Origin of the sequence: Martinezella tropici, assembly GCF_003287875.1 — a bacterium.
GTDB lineage: Bacteria > Pseudomonadota > Alphaproteobacteria > Rhizobiales > Rhizobiaceae > Rhizobium > Rhizobium tropici_C.
Genome location: NZ_QMKK01000020.1, coordinates 117,154 through 138,481 on the forward strand (window position 1 = coordinate 117,154; position 21,328 = coordinate 138,481).

20 protein-coding genes are annotated in these 21,328 nt (G+C 60.7%); 6 read left to right on the forward strand and 14 right to left on the reverse strand.

The genetic code is table 11. From position 1 onward, the window contains the following. Positions 1-16: 16 nt before the first annotated feature. From DQ393_RS03775 to DQ393_RS03785, 3 genes are all read right to left on the reverse strand, one after another. On the reverse strand, positions 17-2,386 hold the full coding sequence (locus DQ393_RS03775) for a hypothetical protein (RefSeq protein ID WP_112340469.1): 2,370 nt from the start codon (positions 2,384-2,386) through the stop codon (positions 17-19). Between the two features lie 61 nt (positions 2,387-2,447). Then, positions 2,448-3,743, reverse strand: a complete 1,296-nt coding sequence (locus tag DQ393_RS03780; protein ID WP_112340470.1) for an adenylosuccinate synthase — start codon at positions 3,741-3,743, stop codon at positions 2,448-2,450. Positions 3,744-4,090: 347 nt separating this feature from the next. Continuing rightward, entirely contained in the window at positions 4,091-4,948 is an 858-nt protein-coding gene (locus DQ393_RS03785) for a GNAT family N-acetyltransferase (RefSeq protein WP_112340471.1), read from the reverse strand. Positions 4,949-5,275: 327 nt separating this feature from the next. On the opposite strand from DQ393_RS03785, the gene DQ393_RS03790 reads away from it, so the two are divergent. The 3 genes from DQ393_RS03790 (at position 5,276) to DQ393_RS03800 (ending at position 8,453) form a co-directional block, all read left to right on the forward strand. Then, on the forward strand, positions 5,276-6,598 hold the full coding sequence (locus DQ393_RS03790; RefSeq protein WP_112340472.1) for a UDP-glucose dehydrogenase family protein: 1,323 nt from the start codon (positions 5,276-5,278) through the stop codon (positions 6,596-6,598). Positions 6,599-6,669: 71 nt separating this feature from the next. Beyond that, positions 6,670-7,674, forward strand: coding sequence for an NAD-dependent epimerase (locus tag DQ393_RS03795; protein WP_112340473.1), 1,005 nt, complete (start codon positions 6,670-6,672; stop codon positions 7,672-7,674). A 5-nt stretch (positions 7,675-7,679) separates the two neighbouring features. Beyond that, positions 7,680-8,453, forward strand: a complete 774-nt coding sequence (locus tag DQ393_RS03800) for an alpha/beta fold hydrolase (RefSeq protein WP_169645338.1) — start codon at positions 7,680-7,682, stop codon at positions 8,451-8,453. Positions 8,454-8,471: 18 nt separating this feature from the next. Here DQ393_RS03800 and rutF read toward each other — a convergent pair whose 3' ends face one another. From rutF to DQ393_RS03825, 5 genes are all read right to left on the reverse strand, one after another. Continuing rightward, entirely contained in the window at positions 8,472-9,011 is a 540-nt protein-coding gene (rutF, locus tag DQ393_RS03805; RefSeq protein ID WP_181592280.1) for an NADH-dependent FMN reductase RutF, read from the reverse strand. A 179-nt stretch (positions 9,012-9,190) separates the two neighbouring features. Beyond that, positions 9,191-9,919 (reverse strand): class I SAM-dependent methyltransferase, encoded by a 729-nt coding sequence (locus DQ393_RS03810; protein WP_112340475.1) that lies wholly within the window; start codon positions 9,917-9,919, stop codon positions 9,191-9,193. A gap of 126 nt (positions 9,920-10,045) precedes the next feature. Then, positions 10,046-10,552 (reverse strand): VOC family protein, encoded by a 507-nt coding sequence (locus DQ393_RS03815; RefSeq protein ID WP_112340476.1) that lies wholly within the window; start codon positions 10,550-10,552, stop codon positions 10,046-10,048. Beyond that, positions 10,552-10,941 carry a RidA family protein gene (locus tag DQ393_RS03820; protein ID WP_112340477.1) on the reverse strand — a complete coding sequence of 130 codons (390 nt, stop codon included), beginning with the start codon at positions 10,939-10,941 and terminating at the stop codon, positions 10,552-10,554. Before DQ393_RS03820 ends, DQ393_RS03815 begins: the two co-directional genes overlap by 1 nt. Positions 10,942-11,003: 62 nt before the next feature. Then, on the reverse strand, positions 11,004-11,900 hold the full coding sequence (locus DQ393_RS03825; protein WP_112340570.1) for a DMT family transporter: 897 nt from the start codon (positions 11,898-11,900) through the stop codon (positions 11,004-11,006). Between the two features lie 241 nt (positions 11,901-12,141). Here DQ393_RS03825 and DQ393_RS03830 point away from each other — a divergent pair, with 241 nt between their 5' ends. Next, positions 12,142-12,567, forward strand: a complete 426-nt coding sequence (locus tag DQ393_RS03830) for a hypothetical protein (RefSeq protein WP_112340478.1) — start codon at positions 12,142-12,144, stop codon at positions 12,565-12,567. A gap of 51 nt (positions 12,568-12,618) precedes the next feature. Here the strand turns inward: DQ393_RS03830 and DQ393_RS03835 are convergent, their stop codons facing one another. The 3 genes from DQ393_RS03835 to ung all read right to left on the reverse strand — a co-directional run bounded on the left by DQ393_RS03835 (position 12,619) and on the right by ung (position 15,047). Next, positions 12,619-13,230 (reverse strand): alpha/beta hydrolase, encoded by a 612-nt coding sequence (locus tag DQ393_RS03835; RefSeq protein ID WP_112340479.1) that lies wholly within the window; start codon positions 13,228-13,230, stop codon positions 12,619-12,621. Positions 13,231-13,245: 15 nt separating this feature from the next. Next, complete coding sequence (locus DQ393_RS03840) at positions 13,246-14,178, reverse strand: VOC family protein (protein ID WP_112340480.1); 933 nt, start codon at positions 14,176-14,178, stop codon at positions 13,246-13,248. 167 nt (positions 14,179-14,345) lie between these two features. Next, positions 14,346-15,047 (reverse strand): uracil-DNA glycosylase, encoded by a 702-nt coding sequence (gene ung, locus DQ393_RS03845; protein ID WP_112340481.1) that lies wholly within the window; start codon positions 15,045-15,047, stop codon positions 14,346-14,348. Positions 15,048-15,382: 335 nt separating this feature from the next. Here ung and DQ393_RS03850 point away from each other — a divergent pair, with 335 nt between their 5' ends. Next, positions 15,383-15,814, forward strand: a complete 432-nt coding sequence (locus DQ393_RS03850; protein WP_245430248.1) for an AAA family ATPase — start codon at positions 15,383-15,385, stop codon at positions 15,812-15,814. A 45-nt stretch (positions 15,815-15,859) separates the two neighbouring features. On the opposite strand, the gene DQ393_RS03855 is transcribed toward DQ393_RS03850, so the two are convergent. Together DQ393_RS03855 and DQ393_RS03860 are read right to left on the reverse strand one after the other, a co-directional pair. Further along, positions 15,860-18,307 carry a GcvT family protein gene (locus tag DQ393_RS03855; protein WP_112340483.1) on the reverse strand — a complete coding sequence of 816 codons (2,448 nt, stop codon included), beginning with the start codon at positions 18,305-18,307 and terminating at the stop codon, positions 15,860-15,862. 9 nt (positions 18,308-18,316) lie between these two features. Then, positions 18,317-19,195, reverse strand: a complete 879-nt coding sequence (locus tag DQ393_RS03860) for a choline/ethanolamine kinase family protein (RefSeq protein WP_112340484.1) — start codon at positions 19,193-19,195, stop codon at positions 18,317-18,319. Positions 19,196-19,505: 310 nt separating this feature from the next. Here DQ393_RS03860 and DQ393_RS03865 point away from each other — a divergent pair, with 310 nt between their 5' ends. Next, on the forward strand, positions 19,506-20,315 hold the full coding sequence (locus DQ393_RS03865) for a DeoR/GlpR family DNA-binding transcription regulator (protein WP_112340485.1): 810 nt from the start codon (positions 19,506-19,508) through the stop codon (positions 20,313-20,315). Positions 20,316-20,373: 58 nt separating this feature from the next. On the opposite strand, the gene DQ393_RS03870 is transcribed toward DQ393_RS03865, so the two are convergent. Continuing rightward, positions 20,374-21,255 carry a LysR substrate-binding domain-containing protein gene (locus DQ393_RS03870; protein WP_112340486.1) on the reverse strand — a complete coding sequence of 294 codons (882 nt, stop codon included), beginning with the start codon at positions 21,253-21,255 and terminating at the stop codon, positions 20,374-20,376. Between the last annotated feature and the right edge of the window lie 73 nt (positions 21,256-21,328).

A 21,328-nucleotide genomic window follows, 5' to 3' on the forward strand; every position in this document is an offset into this window, starting at 1 on the left:
ATCGATTTCAGAAGCCTTACTGACCGTTCGAGGCGACACCGCCAAGTGCCTGCCATTCCGAAATCGCCTTGTTGAAGGCATCGGTGCCGGTCGGGCCTTTTTCCATCGTCAGCAGGGCGCGCCGGCCGTTGCGATAGACGACCGGAATATCGATCCAGTTACGGCTCTTCAAGAGATCGAGATTGGTCTTGCGCGCATCGGGGAAATCGTTGAGCGCGACCATATAGACATCATCGGTCACCTTGGCCGGCACCGCGATCAACGCATCGCCACGATCCTGCTCGGTCGCCTTCAACGCCACACGCTGGACATTATCGATCGCTCCGCCTTCGAAAGTCGGGGGAACCTGGAACGCCAGCTCGATCAGATGGCTCGCCGGAAGCGAGGAATCCGAATTTCGCGAAACGGTGATGGTAGCGGTCAGGCCGCGATCCGGAACGGTGATAAGACCCTGTACTGAAGGCTCCGGCCGGCCATCAGCCCCCTTGCCTTCCTGAACGGACCAGGTGACCGTGCCCTGGAAGGCGGATGGCGACGTTTGACCAAGGCGCTCCTCATAAAGGAAAACCTTCTGCCCGTTGGTAGCCGTCGCCGTCTGCTGCGTCACAGGCGGCGGCTGGTTGGCAGGTGCCTGCTGTTGCTGGCTGGCCGGGGGTGTCTGCTGGTCCGCGGAAGCGGATGGGTTCGGCGCGGCAGTCGCAGGTGCCTGGGTCTGCGCGGCAGCAGCATTGTTCGCCGGCGGCGTCGCCGTCGCGGAGGGTGCGGCGGAAGCGACATTCTGCTGCGCAACGGACTTGCCCTCGACGACACCCGGCTGACCGGTGGGGGCAGGCCCTTGATCCTCTTCCGTGCCATTGGCCAGAAGACGCTGCGTGAACTTCGTGTTGACCGTATTCGGGTCGCTGGTCACCGCGGCAACATCCGTATTGCCCGCACCCGACGGCTGCTGGCTCGCCGGATTGTTCGGCTGCGGCGCGGCCGCCTGCTGCTGGGCGGGGGCGGAAGCGTTACCGTTCTTCGGTGCATTGTTGCCTGCCGTATCAGCCGCAGGTGGCGTTGCCCCATTCTTCGTTGCCGAGCTGACGAGTTTCGTCACCATGTTGTTGAGCGCATCACGGTTCAGCCAGGCCGCATAGCCACCGCCTCCAACGACCGCAAGTCCCACAAGCGTGACGATAATGCCGGTAATGTTGAGCCGACGGCGCTTCGGCTCCATGCGGAAGCTGCGGCCCTGCAGTTTTGCCGCCATGCCCTGGTCGAGATCAGGCGGACCGGAGGAGCCACCACCGCGCTCGTCTTCCGCGCGCTTATCGAAGCCGGCAAGCTCCTTGAGTTCGCGCCAGCCATCGCTGGCAGCATCGGCATCAGGCGCCGTCTTGCTGGGAGAATGCACATCCGCAAAGAGATCGACGTCGTCAAAGGCGTTTTCCGGCATCTGCCGAGCCGGCTGCTGGACCGGCTTGGCAGCGGTAGACGAAGACTGCAATTCCTCGAAGACATCGGCATCCCAGACGAAGCCCTTGTTGATGGCCGGCGCCTTTGCGGCCTCGGATGCCTCGACGGGATGGCCGAACGGCGTCTCCGCGAAAGCTGCGGCCGGCATGACCGGCTCGGGCGCGGAATGACGAGTCGGCGCATCCACCTCGGCCCAGATCTGCTCGACCTGGCTTATGACGTCGTCGACCGGCGTATATTGCGCGCGTTGGTCGGGCGCGGCCTGGACAGGCTCAACGGCAACCGCCGGCGCTTCCTCCACGTGATGTTGCGGCTCGTCCTGATAAACCGGCTCGACCGCCGGCGCCTCGTCTATCTCGGCATGGTGCTCGGCGCCGGCATGTTCAGCAGCAGGAACATGGAGTTCCTCTTCACGATGCGGCTCGCTCCATTCCTCGGCTACCTGATGCTCATGTGCATGGTCCTGCTCCACATACGAAGCAGGCTCTTCGTGAGCGGGCTCCTCACGGACAGGTTCTTCGTGGGCCGGCGGGGCAACGTCCGGTTCCTCATGGGCATGAGCCTCGGCCGGAGCCGCTGCAGGCTCTTCCACATCCGCTTCGGCATGGACGTCCTCAGCCGGATGTTGCTCGTAAACAGGCTCGGGCGCAACATCCTCGTGCACCGCAGGCTCTTGCACCTCGGGCGCTTCCGCGATCGGTTCCTCCGCTCCGGGAAGGGCCTCGGCATGCTCGGCCTCGACCTCGACGATTGCGGCCTCGAGCTTGTCGAGCTGACGGCGCAGCATTTCCTCGGGGGGGCGCGGCTTCATGCTCTCGAGCTGCCGCTGCACGGCACCGCGAGCTCGATCATAAACCTTGACCCGCATTTCGGGAGTATTTTCGGCCAGGCCGTCAACGGCCCGTCGAATAACTGCTACAAAATCCGCCATCAGTACTTTCTCATGATGCCCGACGGGCAGCCGGGCCGGGATTCGTCATAGATACGCGACTTTAGCCCTCAAAGGGGTCAGTCACAAGTATGGTGTCCTCGCGCTCCGGACTGGTCGAAAGCAGTGCTACCGGAGCCCCGATCAGCTCTTCCACCTGGCGGACATACTTGATCGCCTGCGCCGGCAGATCGGCCCATTTGCGCGCACCGACGGTCGATTCCTTCCAGCCTTCAAGCGTGATGTAGATCGGCTCGACGCGAGCCTGCGCCGCCTGGCTTGCCGGCAGGTAGTCGATTTCCTTGCCGTCGAGCGTATAGCCGACGCAGATCTTCAGCTCGTCGAGGCCGTCCAGAACGTCGAGCTTGGTAAGCGCGATACCGGTGATGCCCGAAGTCTTCACCGTCTGGCGCACCAGCACGGCATCGAACCAGCCGCAGCGGCGTGGACGGCCGGTGTTGACGCCGACTTCGCGGCCGACGGTCGAAAGATGCTGGCCGATCTCGTCATGCAGTTCGCAGGGGAACGGTCCCTCGCCGACGCGCGTCGTATAGGCCTTGGTGATGCCGAGCACGTAGCCGAGCGCCGTCGGGCCAAGGCCGGAACCGGCCGCTGCCTGTCCGGCGACCGTGTTGGACGAGGTCACGAAAGGATAGGTGCCGTGGTCGTTATCCAGCAGCGCGCCCTGGGCGCCTTCGAAAAGAATGCGGGCGCCGGCCTTGCGCTGCTCGTCGAGCAGCCGCCAGACCTGATCGATATAGGGAAGAACATGCTCTGCAACGGAGCTGAGCTCATCGTGCAGGGCATCGAAGGAGATCTCGTCGACGCCCATGCCGCGGCGCAGCGCATTGTGATGGGTCAGAAGCCGGTCGATCTTGGCCGGCAGCGTTTCCGGCTCGGCAAGATCGCCGACGCGGATGGCCCGGCGGCCGACCTTGTCTTCATAGGCGGGGCCGATACCGCGACGGGTCGTGCCGATCTTCGTGCCGCTGTTGGAGGCAGCATCTTCGCGCATGGCGTCGAGATCACGGTGCAGCGACAGGATCAGCGGTGCGTTCTCGGCAATGCGCAGCACATCGGGGGTCACCGCGACGCCCTGGGCGCGCAGCTTTTCCACCTCGGCGACGAAATGGTGGGGATCGACGACGACGCCATTGCCGATGACGCTGAGCTTGCCGCGCACCAGCCCGGAGGGCAGCAGCGCCAGCTTGTAACTGACACCGTCGACAACAAGCGTATGACCGGCATTATGACCGCCCTGAAAGCGCACAATCACATCGGCGCGTTCCGAAAGCCAATCGACAATCTTGCCTTTGCCTTCGTCACCCCATTGCGAGCCGATCACTACAACGTTCGTCATTTATCCATTCCCGCTTCCTGCGCGCAGCCGCGCGCCTTGCTCAAACCCGCGCATCTATAAAGCTTTGTTTTTGGGAAAGCGACCCTGTTGTCTCAGGAGATTCGGCTTTTTGCATGACGAATCAGCCCCTCCAACAGGAATTTTCCCGGCCAGCGGCTGGGCGCACCCCGCCAATAACCCTCATCCAGCTGACTACCCCTCCTCATAAAAGACCGGACTTGCGCGCGACGGCATGGAAATATCCGGGCTCTGCCAAGACCATCGCACCGGTTATACTCCGATGCCGTGATTATTCTTCCATCGAAGATCGGCGGCTCCCGCTCCTGGTTAGCACAAGAAGATTGTGGCTAACCGAGCTCGAGCGTGGTCACGCCAAAAATGCGATCGAGGGGTATTTCCGGCGCCTTGCCGCGATACATGCGAGCCGTTTCGAAAACCGGCGACAGGCCGCAATCTTCCGCAAGCTTGATGGCGTGAGCATTCTCCGCCGGCACATCCAGATAGACCGGCGCGCCCTTGGCCTTTGCAAGCAGCCTGCTCAGCAAGGCAAGTGCCACATCGGGCTTGTTGGCGAACAGCGGGCCGATCTTGTAGCCCTCGAAACAGCGCCGGATCGTGCCATAGCCGCGAACCCTGCTGCCGCCGCCTACGATAAAGGATGCGCGCCTCTCCGGAGCACCGCACCACGCACGAATGAAGGAGTGGCGCAGACCGGGGAAGATTTCCGCATCGTAGTGCACCAATCCGTCAAGCTTGCCGTCGATTACCGGCACCACCTGCCTTGCCTGCTGCTCCTCCACATCGGGCACCTTTGGGATGCCGCCGTAGCGCAGGGTCCGGTACGCGGTCTCGAAGCCGTGGCGGCGATAATTTTCCTGTTGCGCGACGACGCCGTCCAATCCGACCGTGCGGTTGCCCGCAAGCATCATGCCCTTGTTCCAGAGCTGCTTGCCGTATCCTCTGCCGCGAAGCTCCGGATGAAGAATGTAAAGACCGAGAAACGCGAAAGCCTCGCCGTATCGAACGACGGAGATGCAGCCGACAGGCACCTCTCCGACCGCACCGACCAGAAAGCCGGATGGATCTGCTTCCCAAAAGGCGGGAGCATCATCGACCCCGGGGTTCCATCCCTCTTGCCGAGCCCATTCCAGAGCAAGCTCCAGCTCACCAGCCCGCATTGTACGCACGGCAAAAGTCGACTTCATGCAATAGTCCCGAACCGCCCATTATACAGCCGCTCCCCACGGAACGATTGCGCCCAATTCATCATGCGGCAACATGATGCCAATCACAAGCGACAGCAATGATAAGCTGGAACTACAAAGGCTTCGTTTCACGCCGACCACAAAGAACAACGCCAGTGAAACCACAGCAAGACAAACCGCCTTTTGTGACACTTCTATTGCAATTACTCCGGCAGGGTCGTCGCATATAGGCGTCCCTCGCGATCCTGTGTATAAGCACATTCAATCGCCAATGCCGGTTTCGTGCTTTCTCATGGGATCCGGCGCCAGCAAAAGGAATGAAGTTTCATGCGCATCACGATGATCGGCTCGGGTTATGTGGGACTGGTGTCCGGCGTCTGCTTTGCCGACTTCGGCCATGACGTCATTTGCGTCGATAAGGACGCAAGCAAGATCGAGGCACTGCGGCGAGGCGAAATACCGATCTTCGAACCGGGCCTGGAGCAGCTCGTTGCGGACAATGTCCGCGCCGGCCGCCTCTCCTTCACCACGGACGTCGAAACCAGCGTCGCCGACAGCGACGTCGTCTTCATCGCGGTCGGAACACCTTCAAGGCGCGGCGACGGCCATGCCGATCTCTCTTACGTTTATGCTGCCGCCCGCGAAATTGCCGAGCATGTCAAAGGCTTCACCGTCATCGTCACCAAATCGACCGTACCGGTCGGCACTGGCGACGAGGTCGAACGCATCGTGCGCGAAACCAATCCGCAAGCCGACGTCGCCATCGTCTCCAATCCGGAATTCCTGCGCGAGGGTGCCGCGATCGAGGATTTCAAACGACCGGACCGCATCGTCATCGGCCTCAACGACGAGCGCGCCCGCGGCGTCATGACCGAAGTCTACCGGCCTCTCTACCTCAACCAGGCGCCGTTGCTCTTTACCTCCCGCCGCACATCGGAACTGATCAAATACGCCGCCAATGCCTTCCTCGCTATGAAGATCACCTTCATCAACGAGATGGCCGATCTCTGCGAGAAGGTCGGCGCCAATGTGCAGGAAGTCTCCCGCGGCATCGGGCTTGACGGCCGTATCGGCCCGAAATTCCTGCATGCCGGCCCAGGCTATGGCGGCTCCTGCTTCCCGAAGGATACGCTGGCGCTCGCCAAGACGGCGCAGGATTACGACAGCCCCGTGCGCCTGATCGAAACGACCGTGTCGATCAACGACAACCGCAAGCGCGCCATGGGCCGCAAGGTGATCGCGGCCATGGGCGGCGATATCAGGGGCAAGGCGATCGCGGTGCTCGGCCTGACCTTCAAGCCGAATACCGACGACATGCGAGACAGCCCGTCGATCTCGATCATCCAGACACTGCAGGATGCCGGCGCCACGGTGACCGGCTACGATCCCGAGGGCATGGAGAATGCCCGCCTGGTGATCGACAACATCACCTATGCGGACGATGCCTACAGCGCCGCACGCGATGCCGACGCGCTTGTCATCGTGACGGAATGGAACCAGTTCCGCGCACTGGATTTCGCCCGGCTCAAATCCGTCATGAAGGCTCCGGTCCTCGTCGACCTCAGAAACATCTATCGCCATGACGAGGTCACAAAGCACGGCTTTGCCTATACTAGCGTCGGCAGACCCTCGAACGACGCCACACTTTAGAGCGTTTACGCATTCCGAACGGAAAACCGCTACGCACTTTTCCTGGAAATGCTTTAAGCAAAGGCCGATCAATGCGCTATCTCATCACCGGCACCGCCGGCTTTATCGGATTCCACCTCGCCAGGCGCCTGCTCGACGAGGGGCATTTCGTGGTCGGTTTCGACGGCATGACGCCCTATTACGACGTTAGGCTCAAGGAGAAGCGAACCGCCATCCTCGCACGCTCCAACGGTTTCAAGGCCGTCACCGGCATGCTGGAGGACAAGGCGGCGCTGGATCACGCCGCCGAACTCGCCGAGCCGGATGTGATCGTCCATCTCGCCGCGCAGGCAGGCGTCCGCTACAGCCTCGAAAATCCGCGTTCCTACGTCGATTCCAATCTCGTCGGTTCGTTCAACATCCTGGAATTGGCAAGAAACCTGCAGCCGAAGCACCTGCTGCTTGCCTCCACCTCGTCAGTCTATGGCGCCAACGAAAAGATCCCCTTTGCCGAAAGCGACAAGGCCGACGAACAGATGACGATCTATGCGGCGACCAAGAAGAGCATGGAGCTGATGGCACATAGCTACGCCCATCTCTTCCATGTGCCCACGACAGCCTTCCGCTTCTTCACGGTCTATGGCCCCTGGGGCCGTCCGGACATGGCGCTCTTCAAGTTCGTCGATGCCATCAAGAACGACAGGCCGATCGAGATCTACGGCGAAGGCAAGATGAGCCGCGATTTCACCTATATCGACGATCTCGTCGAAGGCATCGTGCGCCTCATCGGCGTCGTGCCGTCGGAGGAAAACCGCGTGGTATCGGATGCGGTCATCGACACCCTGTCGAAGAACGCTCCCTTCCGCGTCGTCAATATCGGCGGCGGCCAGCCAGTCGGCCTGATGAGTTTCGTCGAAACCATCGAGACGATGCTCGGCAAGAAGGCGATCCGCAAGATGCTGCCCATGCAGCCCGGAGACGTCCACAACACCTATGCCGTACCGGACCTCTTGATAGCGCTGACAGGCTTCAAGCCGCAGATCGAAGTCGACGAAGGCGTGCGGCGCTTCGTCGAGTGGTATCAGGAAAACTATTGAGCGAAATGACAGGCATCGTCGAAACGGAACATTGGATCGAGAGCGGCGCCGGGCGCCTCTATGCAAAATCGTGGACACCGGATGCCGGGATCTCCCTGCCGCCGATCATCCTCTTTCACGATTCCCTTGGATGCATCACGCTCTGGAGAGATTTCCCCGAGCAGCTCGCTCATTCCCTCGGCCGTCAGGTGATCGCCTATGATCGGTTGGGCTTCGGTCGATCCGATGCCCGCACCGACGTTTTGCAGCAGAACTTCATGACCCTGGAGGCCGGACAGGCTGTGCCGCTGCTATGCGAGCAGTTCTCCATCCAAGAGTTCGTCGCCTGCGGGCATAGCGTGGGCGGCGGCATGGCAGTTGAAACGGGAGCGCGCTTTGGCGAACGCTGCCGGGCCGTGATCACTATCGCCGCTCAGGCTTTCGTGGAGGAGAGAACCCTGCAGGGCATCAGGAGCGCGCAGCAGGAATTCAGATCTGCCGAGACCTTCGCCCGGCTTGCGAGATATCACGGCAGCAAGACCGATTGGGTGCTGCACGCATGGATCGACACCTGGCTTGCTCCCGAACGCGCCGAGTGGAGCCTCGACCCTGCGCTTGAAAAGCTACATTGCCCGGTGCTTGCCATTCACGGGGACCGTGACGAGTATGGTTCCGAGGCCCATCCGCGCCGGATTGCGGCCAGACGTGGGTCGCTCCATATCCTGCCGGACATCGGACATTCGCCGCATCGCGAACGCCCTGGCCTCGTTATGAAAGCCATCGAAGACTTTCTGGCGTGAAGCGATGAGAAGGCCGGCTTACTCGGCCTGACCGGCGGAATGATAGGCCCGGTCGAAATAGATGAGTCCCTGTCCGCCATCGCGCTGGCGGATGGCATCGACCTCGCAGAACAGAATGTCATGCGTGCCGCCATCGGCCCGACGCACAATCCGGCAATCGAACGATACGAGAGCATCTTCGAGCACCGGCGCACCGGTGGACAATTCCGACCAGGAAGCGGCTGCGAAACGCTCGGCGACCGGGGTCTTGCCACCGAAGAGACGCGACAGATCCTCATGCGCTTCCGACAATACGTTGACGCAGAGCACGCCATTTTGCGTGACGGCGGGATGAACGGAAGCGCCGCGGTTCAGGCAGACGAGCAAGGTCGGAGGACTGTCGGTGACACTGCAAACCGCCGTCGCCGCAAAGCCGGCAAGCCCGGCCGGGCCATCGGTCGTGACGATGTTCACGGCTGCCGCCATCCGTGCCATGGCGTTACGAAAATCGGCGCGCGCAATATCCGGATCGGCGACGGGCACCGCCCTCTCGATTGCCACGGAGGTTTTCATGTTCATTCCCACAGTCCCCTAACTCGCGCCGGATAACTCATACTATCTGGAGGATCGATGCGCCTCAAGAAACGACATTTTACGGAAGCGGCTCTTCGCGAGCAATTAGTTCCCCATAAAATCTATAAACAAAGGAAAATAACCAAGGCAGGAACCGAAGCTGTGAGGATATTCCGAAGCAGGTTTCAGGTTCGGGTGGAAATCAGAAGAAACATCGGCCGCTCGCGCTCGATTGCCCAATCCGGATGGACGGCGAGCTCCTCATCGCTCGGCGACCATTCCTCGACATGCGCAATGGCGAAGCCCGATTTGATCAATAGGTTCAATGTCGTGCCCATCGTCCGATGCTGCTTGACGACGCCTTCGGCGAGCCAGTTCGTCACCCGCGGCCCCTCGATCTGATAGGCGCTGAGCGGCCAGACCTTGTGACCCTCGGCATCATCTAGCCATTCCGGCCGCCGTGGCGCCATATAGATCGGATGCTCGATCGAAAAGATCAGCCGACCGCCCGGCTTCAGCGCTTGACGGATCGTCGCCAGAAGGCGTGCAAAGCCTTCGATATAGTGGAAGGCCAGGGAACTATAGACGAGATCGAAGGCTGCCTCGGGAAGCTGAAGTTTCTCCAGATCGGCCCGGTCATAGCGAATGCATGCATCCGCCGTCTCGGCGCGAGCCCGCGCCAGCATCTTCTCGGAAACGTCGAGGCCCAGCACGCTGGCGGCCCCCTGCCCGACAGCCCACCGGCAGAACCACCCGAAACCGCAACCAAGATCGGCGACGTCGAGGCCTTTCATGTCAGGCATCAAGGCACGGATGGCAGGCCATTCCGCCGCGCCCTCCAACCCGTCGATCGAGCGCTGCAGGCGGCTATAGCCTTCAAAGAAGGCCGGATCGTCGTAGATATTCTGGGTCATATTCGTCTTCTATCCGCTCCGTGGCCCGGAACCGGCCGTATCGGAGGCATAGTTCGTTTCCTCTTCGCTTAGACCATAAACATGCCGACGAAAAGCCGGTTGAAAGGGAGGTTCGGCCGATGTCGGTCAAGCTGCCGGCTTTGGCCGCGATAGCCACTGCGAGTAGGGCTTTACGCCGAAATCCGGATCCGCCGCCTCCTCAAGCACATGGATGAATTCGATCGAATGCCCGTCGGGATCCGAAAAATACTGCGACACGGCCGGCACCCAACCGCCAACGACCGGCTCATCGAGCGGCTCTCCATTAAAACCCTTCGGCTGAATGCCATGAGCCTTCAATGCTGCAGCGGAGCCGAGTACATCGGCAAGAGAGGTTCTGAACGCGATATGAAGGCGCATCTTGAGAGGGGAACTGCCCGTTTCCCACAGGCCGAGCATACCCATGCGTTTATCGTCGATCCAAAGGAAGGCGACATTCCTGCTCTCGATGACCGTCCCGACCTCCAGCTTCAGGACGTCGCGATAGAAAGCGATCGAGCGCTGAAGATCGGCAACCGTCAAATGCGTCTCGTAAAGGCCCAGAATGCGGGGCATCGACGGATCGGCCGAATGCTCGGCATGACCGGTCGTCATCACATCACCTTCGCCGCCGTGACTTCGACCTCGACCAGAAATTCGGACCGTGTAAACCCGCCGACGATCAGCAGCGTGGAGGCCGGTGCAGGATTTTGGACATAGCGGTCACGCACGGCCATATAGGCGGGAAAATCCTCGCGCGTGGTCACGAAGCCGGAAATGCGGATGACGTCGGCAAAGCTCATGCCGGCCTCATCCAGGATGGCATTGATCGCCTTGAAGCATAGCTCGGCCTGGGCGGTAACGTCAGCCGGAATGCGGTCGTCGAGACCGATGCCGAGCTGGCCGGATGTGACCAGCAGGCTGGCGCCCGGAGGCACCAGCAGACCATGATTGTAATTGCCGAAAGGGCGGCGGACGGATGGGGGATTGAATACCTTTTTCATCGATACCGACTCCTAGTGGACCGGACCGATTTCAGCATTTTGATTGTATGCCGACAAGCCGTTCAATGCGCTTGCGCTGAAATATCAGCCCGATTTCGGCGCACTTCCAACAAGATATGTCCGAAAAGTGCTGCAAGCACAATCGGCCCGCCGATGAGCGTCGCCGTCGAAGGGCGCTCGGCAAAGATCATCCAGACCCAGAGGGGCGTCAGCGGCACTTCGAGCGCTGTCAGCAGGGCGGCATCCGACGCCGGAACCAGCCGCGAGCCGAAGGTATAGAGGCTGAGGCCCATGGCGTTCTGGATAATGCCGAAGGCGATGATCAGCCCGAGATCCTCTCCCGACAGGGAAAGCGGCGAGGCAAACCAGAAGGTGATGAAAGAGCACAGCCAGGCGGACAGGGCCATGGCCGGCAGCATCGGCACGTTGCGATGCTGGCGCATGACGACGGCAAGGCAGGCGACGGTCAGCGTCATCATGGCGGCCAGCCCCTTGCCGAGCCAGCTGCCGGCATCGCTCACATGGCCGGAAAGCATGACGAGCACGCCGATGAAGGCAATGCCGCTCGCAATCAGCGTCCGCAAATTCGGACGCTCGCGGATGAAAAGGAAAGCGACGCCCGCGGTGACAAAGGGCACGGTCGCATAGATGACCATGGCATCGGCGACCGACGTATAATAGATCGAGCCGATGCCGCTGATCATTGAGGCGGTGGAAAAGATCGTTGCCGCCAGCGAAGGCCCACCCATGGAGCGCAGGATGCGAAAGGCGTTGCGGCGCTCGATATAGAAGAACAGCGCGAAAACGCCGAGCCCGGAGACAATGCCGCGGCAGAACAGAATGGTCATGAGATCGGCGTGGATCGCCCGCACGAAGAGACCGGACGTCGACCAGGCAAGCGCCGAGAGCGCGACATAAGCCACACCCAACCTATATTGCTGCTGTTCCCCCGGCGTCACGATGAAATCCCCTGCCCCGTCGAGGCAGATCATTAGCGGGTGGCCATGAGGCCTACAAGCTAAGCTTGCGTCGCAGCGTGTCGCTGATGCCGGAAGATGACGATGGTTGCAGGAACGCCACGCCAGTTGCGGCGAACCATCGAAGGCCGTCATCTCGCTCTGTTGTTGGCGAGATCATATTGATCTTGCACATATTTGCGATCGCTCTACGGTTCCGGCAGCTTCGCCGAAGGAGAATCAATTGCGCCTGCTGTCAGTCACCTTGTTTGCCTGCGGCTGCGTCAGCCTCATCGACGGTCCGCTTTGGCCGCCGGCGCAAACCTATGTCGACAAGACGGTGCAATGCAGCCAAAGCGGCAATCCCGGCCGCTGCGAACACACGCGCGATAGCTGGAAGGCCGATTATGAGGAAGCCGTCGCAGGCAGATATCGGGCGCAGAAGCATGTCGCCCTGTGCCTGAGCACCGGCTGCGACGAGGCGATCCAGCCCGACAAGATGCTCGGCTGCGCCTGGCGCATGGTCATTGCCGAATCACAACATGCTCTGCCTGACAGCATGGATGTCGCAAATCTCAACCGCTTCTGCGGAACGGACTATCTTGACGAGAAGGGAAAGCTCGCAGCCGCCTCGCAAGCGAGGGCGATGCTGCGCCTCATCGGCAAATAGCAGACCACGCGGCAGGAGCTTTCTGCCGCGTGGCTTGGTCATTTCTCGAGCTTACGCATAGGGCATAAGGAATTTGCCGATGGCCTCGATCTCGTTAGGGCGAATATCGTGACCGCCCGGATGCCATTCGAGGGTGACCTCCACATCCTGCCGCGCAAAGTAATCGGCGAGCGACTTGGTGACCGGCGCCGGCGCGATCGGATCGCGCTCACCCGCGGTGATCAGCACGCGCTTGCCCGCCAGCCTGGCATTGTCCTTCGGCTGAAAGGGGATCAGCGGATGCATCAGCACCGCCGCATCGAACAGATCGCCATGCTCGATCAGGACGTTGGCGAGGATATTGGCGCCGTTGGAAAAGCCGAGGCCAAGCACCTGCGATGCGCCATATTCCGCCGCCAGTTCCGAGACATACTTCGCCATCTTTTCCGTCGCCCTGGCAAGATCGGCCATGTCATAGATGCCCTCGCCTGTGCGGCGAAAGAAGCGCGCCGCGCCATATTCCGAGACATCGCCGCGCGGCGAGACAATGGTGGCGTCAGGCAGCAGCCGAGCAGCGAAATCAAAAAACTGGTTCTCGTCGCCGCCGGTGCCATGGAAGGTGAAGAAAATAGGCTTTCCGGGTGCACCGGCCTTCAGCCGGTGCACATAAGTCGTATCCGTCATGATCTTTCTCCTGGATTAGCCTTCCAGCGGTTCGAGATGCTGCTCGATCAGCCCACGCAGATGCGCATGTTGTTCTGGCAGTTTCAGCGCCTCGCCAAGATGGGCCGTATCCTCATCGCGGTTGAAGCCAGGTTCGTTGGTGGCGACTTCGAACAGCACGCCGCCCGGCGTGCGGAAATAGATCGCCCAGAAGTAATCGCGGTCGATAACGGGGGTCACCTGATAGCCCGTATCCATCAGCGCCTTGCGCACCTCGAGCTGCTTTGCGCGGTTCTCGACGGCAAAGGCGACATGGTGGACGGAGCCGGCGCCCGGAAGCGCCCGATTGATGTTCGGCATGGTTTCGAGGTCGACATAGTCGGCACCATTGCCGCCGGGAATGGCAAGCCGCTTAATGCCTTCATGCGTATCGACCACCTCGTAGCCCATGTATTTCAAGAGCTCGGCCGTGGCGCCGTCGTCCCTGAGCCGCATGGCAACGGAATGGAAACCGCGGATGGCATGCTCGGCATCGACGCCGCCATGAGTCCATGGCAGACGCTTGTCGTCCTTGACCTCGACAAGCGCGAAGCCATCGCCATCCGGGCCGGCAAAATGCAGGCGCTTCTGACCGAAGGATTCGTCGGTTTTCAGGCCTTCGACACCGCGCTGGCCAAGCCGTTCAGTCCAGTAGCCGATGGAACCTTCGGGAACGGAATAGACCGTATTGCCGACTTCGCCGGTGCCCGGGCGGCCGCGCGCCATCTTCGGAAACGGGAAGTAGGTCATGATCGTGCCGGGCGTGCCGATCTCGTCACCATAGTAGAGGTGATAAACATCGGGAGCGTCGAAATTCACGGTCTTCTTGACGCGGCGCAGGCCGAGCGTATCGGTGAAGAACTTGTTATTGGTGCGGGCGTCTTCCGCCATCGAGGTAACGTGGTGAAGACCTTTGATCTGGTTAAGCATCTTAAACCCCTTGTCTCGCCTGCACCGGCAGGCGTTTCTCATGGGCAGAAGATGGTCTTGTCGGCCGCGTTTCGATAGCCCCGAATAGCCAAACGGATTGTCTTCTATGAGTGAACGATAAATTCTGATCGTTCACTGACATAAGCTACGATCCGGAAAGCAGCGCCTTACTGAGCATCCGGATTGCTCGGCAGCGCCCAGTCGATCGGATCCCGGCCATGCGCGACCAGATAGGCATTGGCCTTGGAAAAATGCCGGCAGCCAAGAAAGCCGTTATGGGCCGATAGCGGCGAAGGATGCGCTGCCTTCAGCACCAGATGGCGATCGGTGTCGACAAAGGCGGCTTTCTTCTGCGCATAGGAACCCCAGAGCATGAAGACGACGCCGTCGCATTCGTCGTTGACCCTGCGGATGACGGCGTCGGTGAAGCGCTCCCAGCCCTTGCCCTGATGCGAGGCGGCCTGCGATTCCTCGACAGTCAGCACACTGTTGAGCAGGAGTACGCCCTGCTTTGCCCAGCTTTCCAGAAAACCGTGGCGGGCCGGCGGAATGCCGAGATCGGTTTCCAGTTCCTTGTAGATATTGACCAGCGACGGCGGAATGCGCACGCCGGGACGCACGCTGAAGCAGAGCCCATGCGCCTGGCCGAAACCATGATAGGGGTCCTGCCCGAGAATGACCACCTGCACTTCGTCAAGCGGCGTCAGATCCAACGCCCGGAAATATTCGCTGCCACGGGGAAAGATCACCTTGCCGCGCTGCTTTTCCTCGACAAGAAAAGATTTGAGCTGCTGCATATAAGGGCTTTCGAACTCCTGCGACAGCGCCTCTTTCCAGCTCTCCTCAAGCTTGATGTTCGCCTCAGCCATCGTCTCGGGCCTCCGTCTGTTGTCAGCATGTCGATTGAGGATGAAAGAGCCGGCGTGTCAAGAAAATGGCGGGGGCCGCGGTGGGGAGATCACAGTTTTTGGAGGTGGTGTGGCCTGCCTCCGGGCTTGTCTCGTAAATGACGTATAGTAGCAGCAGGACACGCAAGCGTTGACAAGGCGGTTCGCTTCCGCCAATGGAAGCCATCCCAATTTCCGACCGGTGTCTCATGCTTCCCTTGCATTCCCTTGGCGAGCGCATCGTTGTGCTCGGCCCCTCCAATGCTGGCAAGTCAACCTTGGCGGTTGCACTCTCCAAGAAGCTCGGCTTTCCGACCGTGCATCTCGATCAGCTCCATCATCTGCCCCATACCGATTGGCAACAGCGACCTGAAGCAGAATTCGCAGCACTTCACGACGCGGCGATTCTGGGCGAACAATGGATCATGGAAGGCAATTATACGCGCCTGATGCCACAACGTTTGGCCCGCGCGACCGGCGCCATCCTCATCACCTCCAATCATTGGCTGCGCTTTTCCCGCTATCTCAAGCGGACCCTGATCAACCGCTCAGATCGAGCAGGCCATCTCGAAGGCGCCAAGGACAGCGTCAAATGGGAGATGATTCACTGGATACTCGTGAAGACACGCAACAGCGGCGCAAAATACGCAAAAATTCTTCAGGAAGCCAATTTGCCGATAGTGGAATGCCACACAGCGGAGGCGCTCAATGGCCTTTATCGGGCTTGGGATCTGCCGAGCAGGCGATAGGCCTCATACCGAAATGGTCTTCAAGTTAATACACGCGGTCCCCAATCACCCCTTGATCCGCACCATCTGCGGATCATAAAGCGGCTTCAGCGACACCCGACACGGCACTCGGCTCTGTGCGACATCAAGCTCATAGCGCCCTGAAAGCACGAAATCCTCGGTCACACCGCCGGGATCGCGGACATAGCCGTAGCCGATCGCCTTGCCGATCGTGTAGCCATAGCCGCCACTCGATAGCCAGCCGACGCGCTGGCCGTCGCGATAGATCGTCTCGCGGCCGAGAAGCACGATTTCGGGATCGTCGGGCACGAAGCAGGCGAGCATCTTCTTCACGCCCGAGGCCAGCTGCCGCTCGATCGCCTCCCTGCCGCGAAATGCGACGTCCTTCTTCGTCTTCACTGCCCAGGCGAGCCCGGCTTCGACCGGCGTATGATCCGGCCCGATATCCGAGCCCCAGGCGCGATAACCCTTCTCCAATCGGCAGCTCTCGATAGCGCGATAGCCGGCATTGATAAGCCCGTATTCGCGGCCGGCCGCCATCAGCACGTCATAAACCGTAGTGGCATATTCCACGGGCACATGCAGCTCATAGCCAAGTTCGCCGACATAGGTGATGCGCAGTGCCCGTACCGGGCAGCCGGCGATGCCGACGGTTTTCACCTTGCCGAAGGGGAATGCGGTGTTCGAAACATCCGCCGAGGTCGCGGCCTGCAATATCTCGCGCGACTTCGGCCCCATCAGTGACAGCACGGAATAGGCGGAGGTCACATCCACCAGCTCCGCATGCATCTCGTGCGGAATGTTGCGGGCGATCCAATCGAAATCATGAGTGGCGAAGCCGGTGCCTGTCGTGATGTAGAATTCATTCTCGGCGATGCGGGCAACGGTAACGTCGCACTCGATGCCACCCCGATCATTCAGCATCTGGGTGTAGGTCAAAGCACCGGCGGGCTTGGTGATATCGTTGGCGGCAATCCAGGAGATCGCCGCCTCGGCATCCCTGCCCTTCAGCACGAATTTCGCAAAGGAGGTCTGATCGAAAATAACGGCCGCTTCGCGCACCGCCTTATGTTCGCGGCCGACGGCATCGAACCAGTTCTGCCGTCCATACGTGTACTCGTCCTTCGGCTCCTCGCCGGCAAAGAGATCGGCAAACCAGTTCGGCCGTTCCCATCCGAGCTTTTCGCCGAAACAGGCGCCCTGCGCCTTCAGCCGATCGTAAAGCGGCGACTTGCGGCAGGGCCGGCCGCTGGAATGCTCCTCGAAGGGCCAGGCCATGGTGTAATGCTTGCCATAGGCCTCCAGCGTGCGGGTGCGCACCCAGTCGGTGTCGAAATGCGGGCGGCCGAAGCGCCTGATATCGACAGGCCAGAGATCGTAGGGCGGTTCGCCCTTGGCAACCCATTCGGCGAGCGCCATGCCCGCCCCGCCGGCGGATGCGATGCCGAAGGCATTGAAGCCGGCGCCGACGAAGAAATTCCTCAGTTCCGGCGCCTCGCCGAGAATGAAATTGCCGTCGGGCGTAAAGCTCTCCGGCCCGCAAAGCAGCTGCTTGATGCCGGCCGTCTGCAGCGCCGGCACACGCACCAGCGCCTGCTCCATGATCTGCTCGAAGTGGTCGAAGTTGCTGTCGAGCAAGGTGTAATGGAAATCTTTCGGGATGCCATCGAGCGCCCAGGGAATGGGATTGGGCTCATAGCCGCCCATGACCAGCCCGCCGACCTCTTCCTTGTAATAGGTCAGCCGATCCGGATCACGCAGCGTCGGCAAGTTGGAAGGCACCCCGAAGGATTCGGTGATGAGATATTGGTGCTCGACGGAGACCAGCGGCACATTGACGCCAAAACGGCTTGCAAAAGTTCGCGTCCATTGCCCGGCGCAGACGACGACGCGCTCGCATTCGATACGGCCTTTCTCGGTGATGACGGCACGGATCCGGCCCTGGTCGATCTCCAGATCGAGAACTTCGGTATCCTCGAAGATCGACACGCCGCTCATGCGGGCGCCTTTCGCCAGCGCCTGGGTGATATCGGAAGGATTGGCCTGACCGTCCGTCGGCAGGAAGGCGGCGCCGACGAGATCGTCGACATCCATCAGCGGCCAGAGATTGAGCGCTTCCTGCGGCGTCAGCAGGTGCATCTGCAGGCCGAAGGACTGCGCCGTCGTCGCCTGCCGCTTTACCTCGGTCCAACGCTCCTCGTTGCAGGCAAGGCGCAGGCCGCCATTCATCTTCCAGCCGGTGGCAAGCCCCGTCTCCGCCTCGAGCTTCTTGTAGAGATCGACGGAATAGCCGAGCATCTGTGTGATGTTGGCGCTGGTGCGCAGCTGGCCGACGAGGCCGGCAGCATGGAAGGTCGTGCCCGAAGTCAGCTTCTTGCGCTCCAGCAGCACGGTATCGGTGAAGCCGAGTTTGCCGAGATGGTAGGCCGTCGAGCAGCCGATGATGCCACCGCCGATGACGACGGTCTTTGCGGTAGCTGGCAGTTCCTTCATGACATTACCTCAAGAATGGCGAAAATCCTGCCAGGCGCTCTCGAAGCGTCTGAGATTTTCAGCTGTATAGGAAGAATAATCGAAATCGATGTCGGAATGGATTTCCGAAACCATGCTCCACATCGTCTCGCGCAGGAGTGAGGCGCATTTCATCGCCTGATAACGATGGCGCAGATCGCCGCTGACGGGAGCCTCGAAATAGGCCTCCAGCATCGCCTCTTCCTGCGCCTCGGAGAATTCATTGTTGGAGGCAAGGCCGCCCAGATCGAACAGCGGCGTGTTGAACCCCGCATAATCCCAATCGATCAACCACAGCCGCTTGCCGTCGTCGAGGAAATTCGCCGCCAGCAGATCATTGTGGCCGAAACCGATCTCGAAAGGACCCGCTTCGCGTTCGAGGCGCTCTGCCGTCTCCAGAAAGGAAGGCAGCATCGCTCGATGCCGGCTACCGCCGGCCTCGAGAACGGCCGCATAGTCCCTGACCACATGGAAGACCCAGAAGATCGCCGCCTGCCCACGAAAATACTTGCCGACGTCGCGATGACAGGACCGGACGAGCGGCACGGCACGGCTCATCCTGGCTGGATTTCTCATATCATCGGCCGACAGCGGCCTCGCATCGATATAGTCGAGCACCAGTATGCCGGGTTCATGATGGATCACAGCAGGCGAAAGACCGGCCGCATGGGCAGCCCTGCTCGCCGCCAATTCATTGGCGCGGCTGATGTGGTGAACGGGAATATCCGCCCCAAGTCGGACGACGAAACGCCGGCCTGCGTTGCCGACCAGATAGTTGCGATTGGTAATGCCGCCCGCCAGCGGGGCGATCTCGATCGCCCCGTGCCAGATGCCCAGAGACTGGATCCTGTCTTCCGGCGTCGCGGCCATTCCCCCTCCGGTACCACTGCTGAGCATCCTTCGGATGAGAAAGGTCCCTTACAAACGCGAAGCTGTCAAGGGCACCCCACAAAATGAAACGAGAATTTGGCTTTTTGTTGGTTTCGAGAGGCCACTCGAATTGGATGAGCTATGGATATCGCGAATACGGCGCTTCACCATAGGTGAGATTTGTCTTAAAAACTCAAGCGCGAGGCAATCGGATCAAGCTGTGCGAACTGGCGCCTCTGGGGCGACAGGGTCAGTTATTCTGGACGCCGGGCACATTTCGGGATCAATACCCTCAATAGGATCAGCAACCATGTCGGGCATATCCCAGCCACCGCTTCACTCCAATCATCGCGAACGCGAGATTCTGGAGGAACTGCGCCTGGCCGGCGGCGCGAGCCGCATCCAGTTCCTGGCCGAACGGCTCGGCGTTTCCGAAGAAACCATCCGCCGCAATATCCGCAGCCTGGAGGCCAACGGGCTCGTTACCAAGGTGCATGGCGGCGTCCACATCAAGGATTCGATGATCGAGCCGCCGCTGCATCTGCGCATGAACGAGAACGCGGAGGCCAAGCGGATGATCGCCGCTTCGGTCGCCGCCATGATCGAGGATGGAGACGCACTCTTCCTCGATGTCGGCTCGACCACCGCCTTCATCGCCGTCGCGCTGCAGAAGCATCAGAACCTCTTCGTCGTCACCAATGCCGTGGCGGTCGCTCACGCGCTTGCCACTCGCAATGGCAACCGCGTCTTTTTCGCCGGCGGTGAGCTGCGCGGGCATGACGGCGGCGCCTTTGGCATGGAGGCCGCCAATTTCCTGCGCCGCTTCAACATACGCCATGCCATCCTGTCGGTGGGTGCCATCAACGCCACCTCCGGCTTCATGCTGCACGATTTGGAGGAGGCGGAATATTCCCGGGAAGCGGCCGGCCGCGCCGAAAACTGCATCATCGTCGCCGACAGCGCCAAGTTCGGACGCAGCGCGCCCATTGTCCTCAACGAACCGTCAGCATTCGACAAATTGGTCACCGACGATACGCCGCCATCAGACATTCGCGCCATGCTGGAGCGCAACAACATCGAACTCGTGGTCGCCAATCGGCAGCGGGCCGAGCGGCGATAGATTGAAAGTGATGCTATCAGCATCGCCGGCATCCGCTTCCGGAATGCGTTGAATCTCCTCAATCCTTGCACATCGCCTCAAGCGTCAGCGCCGCCTTGCTCGCATGACGCTCCTTGTGACGCAGCAGCCGGAAGCTGCGGACGGGCAGATCGAAGGTTGCTTGAACAAGCAAACCCTGTCCGAGATAGGCGCTTGCCGCAGCACTGGAAACAGCCGCAGCGCTTTCCCCGGCACAGACGGCGGACAGCACCGCCTCATTGGAGGGAAGGACGAGCGCCACGTCGAGATCTCGCGGGTTTGCACCGAGCCTGGCGACCGCATTCTCGAATTCCGAACGCGTGCCCGAGCCCTCCTCGCGCATCACCCAGGAGGTGCCGGTGGCCAAGTCGGCCGCGGTCAACCGCCGACCATCGGCCCAGAGATGATGCGGCGGCACAACGATGACGAGCGCATCCTGAGCGACGATCTTCATCGACAGCGCCGGCGCATCTACTTCGCCTTCGATGAAGCCCAGCTCGGCCGCACCGTCGATAACGGCTTCGGTTACGGTTCGCGTATTGCCGATCGTCAGATCAAGTTCGATGCCAGGATAGTCGCGATGAAACCGCATCAGCAGAGGCGGCAGCCAGTAACTGGCGATGGTCTGGCTCGCATAGATGCTGAGCCGGCCGCGCTGCAGCCCACCCAATTCGGACAGCATGAGTTCCGCCGAGCGCACGCGGGCGAGCGTCGCCTTGGCTTCACCCAGGAAGGACCGTCCCGTCTCCGTCAGCTCGATCCGCCGGCCGACGCGATGAAACAGCTCCACGCCGTAATAGGCCTCGAGATTCTTGATCGCCGAGCTGACGGCCGAAGGCGTCAGATGGATGGCTTCGGCAGCGTTAGTCAGATGTTCGCGCTCGGCGACGGCGACGAAAATTGCGAGCTGCTCGAAGGTCATGGGAAATCATTCTAATTTATCGAATGAAACATAGGATAATATTCGATGGATGTCGACATCGACAGATGAGACT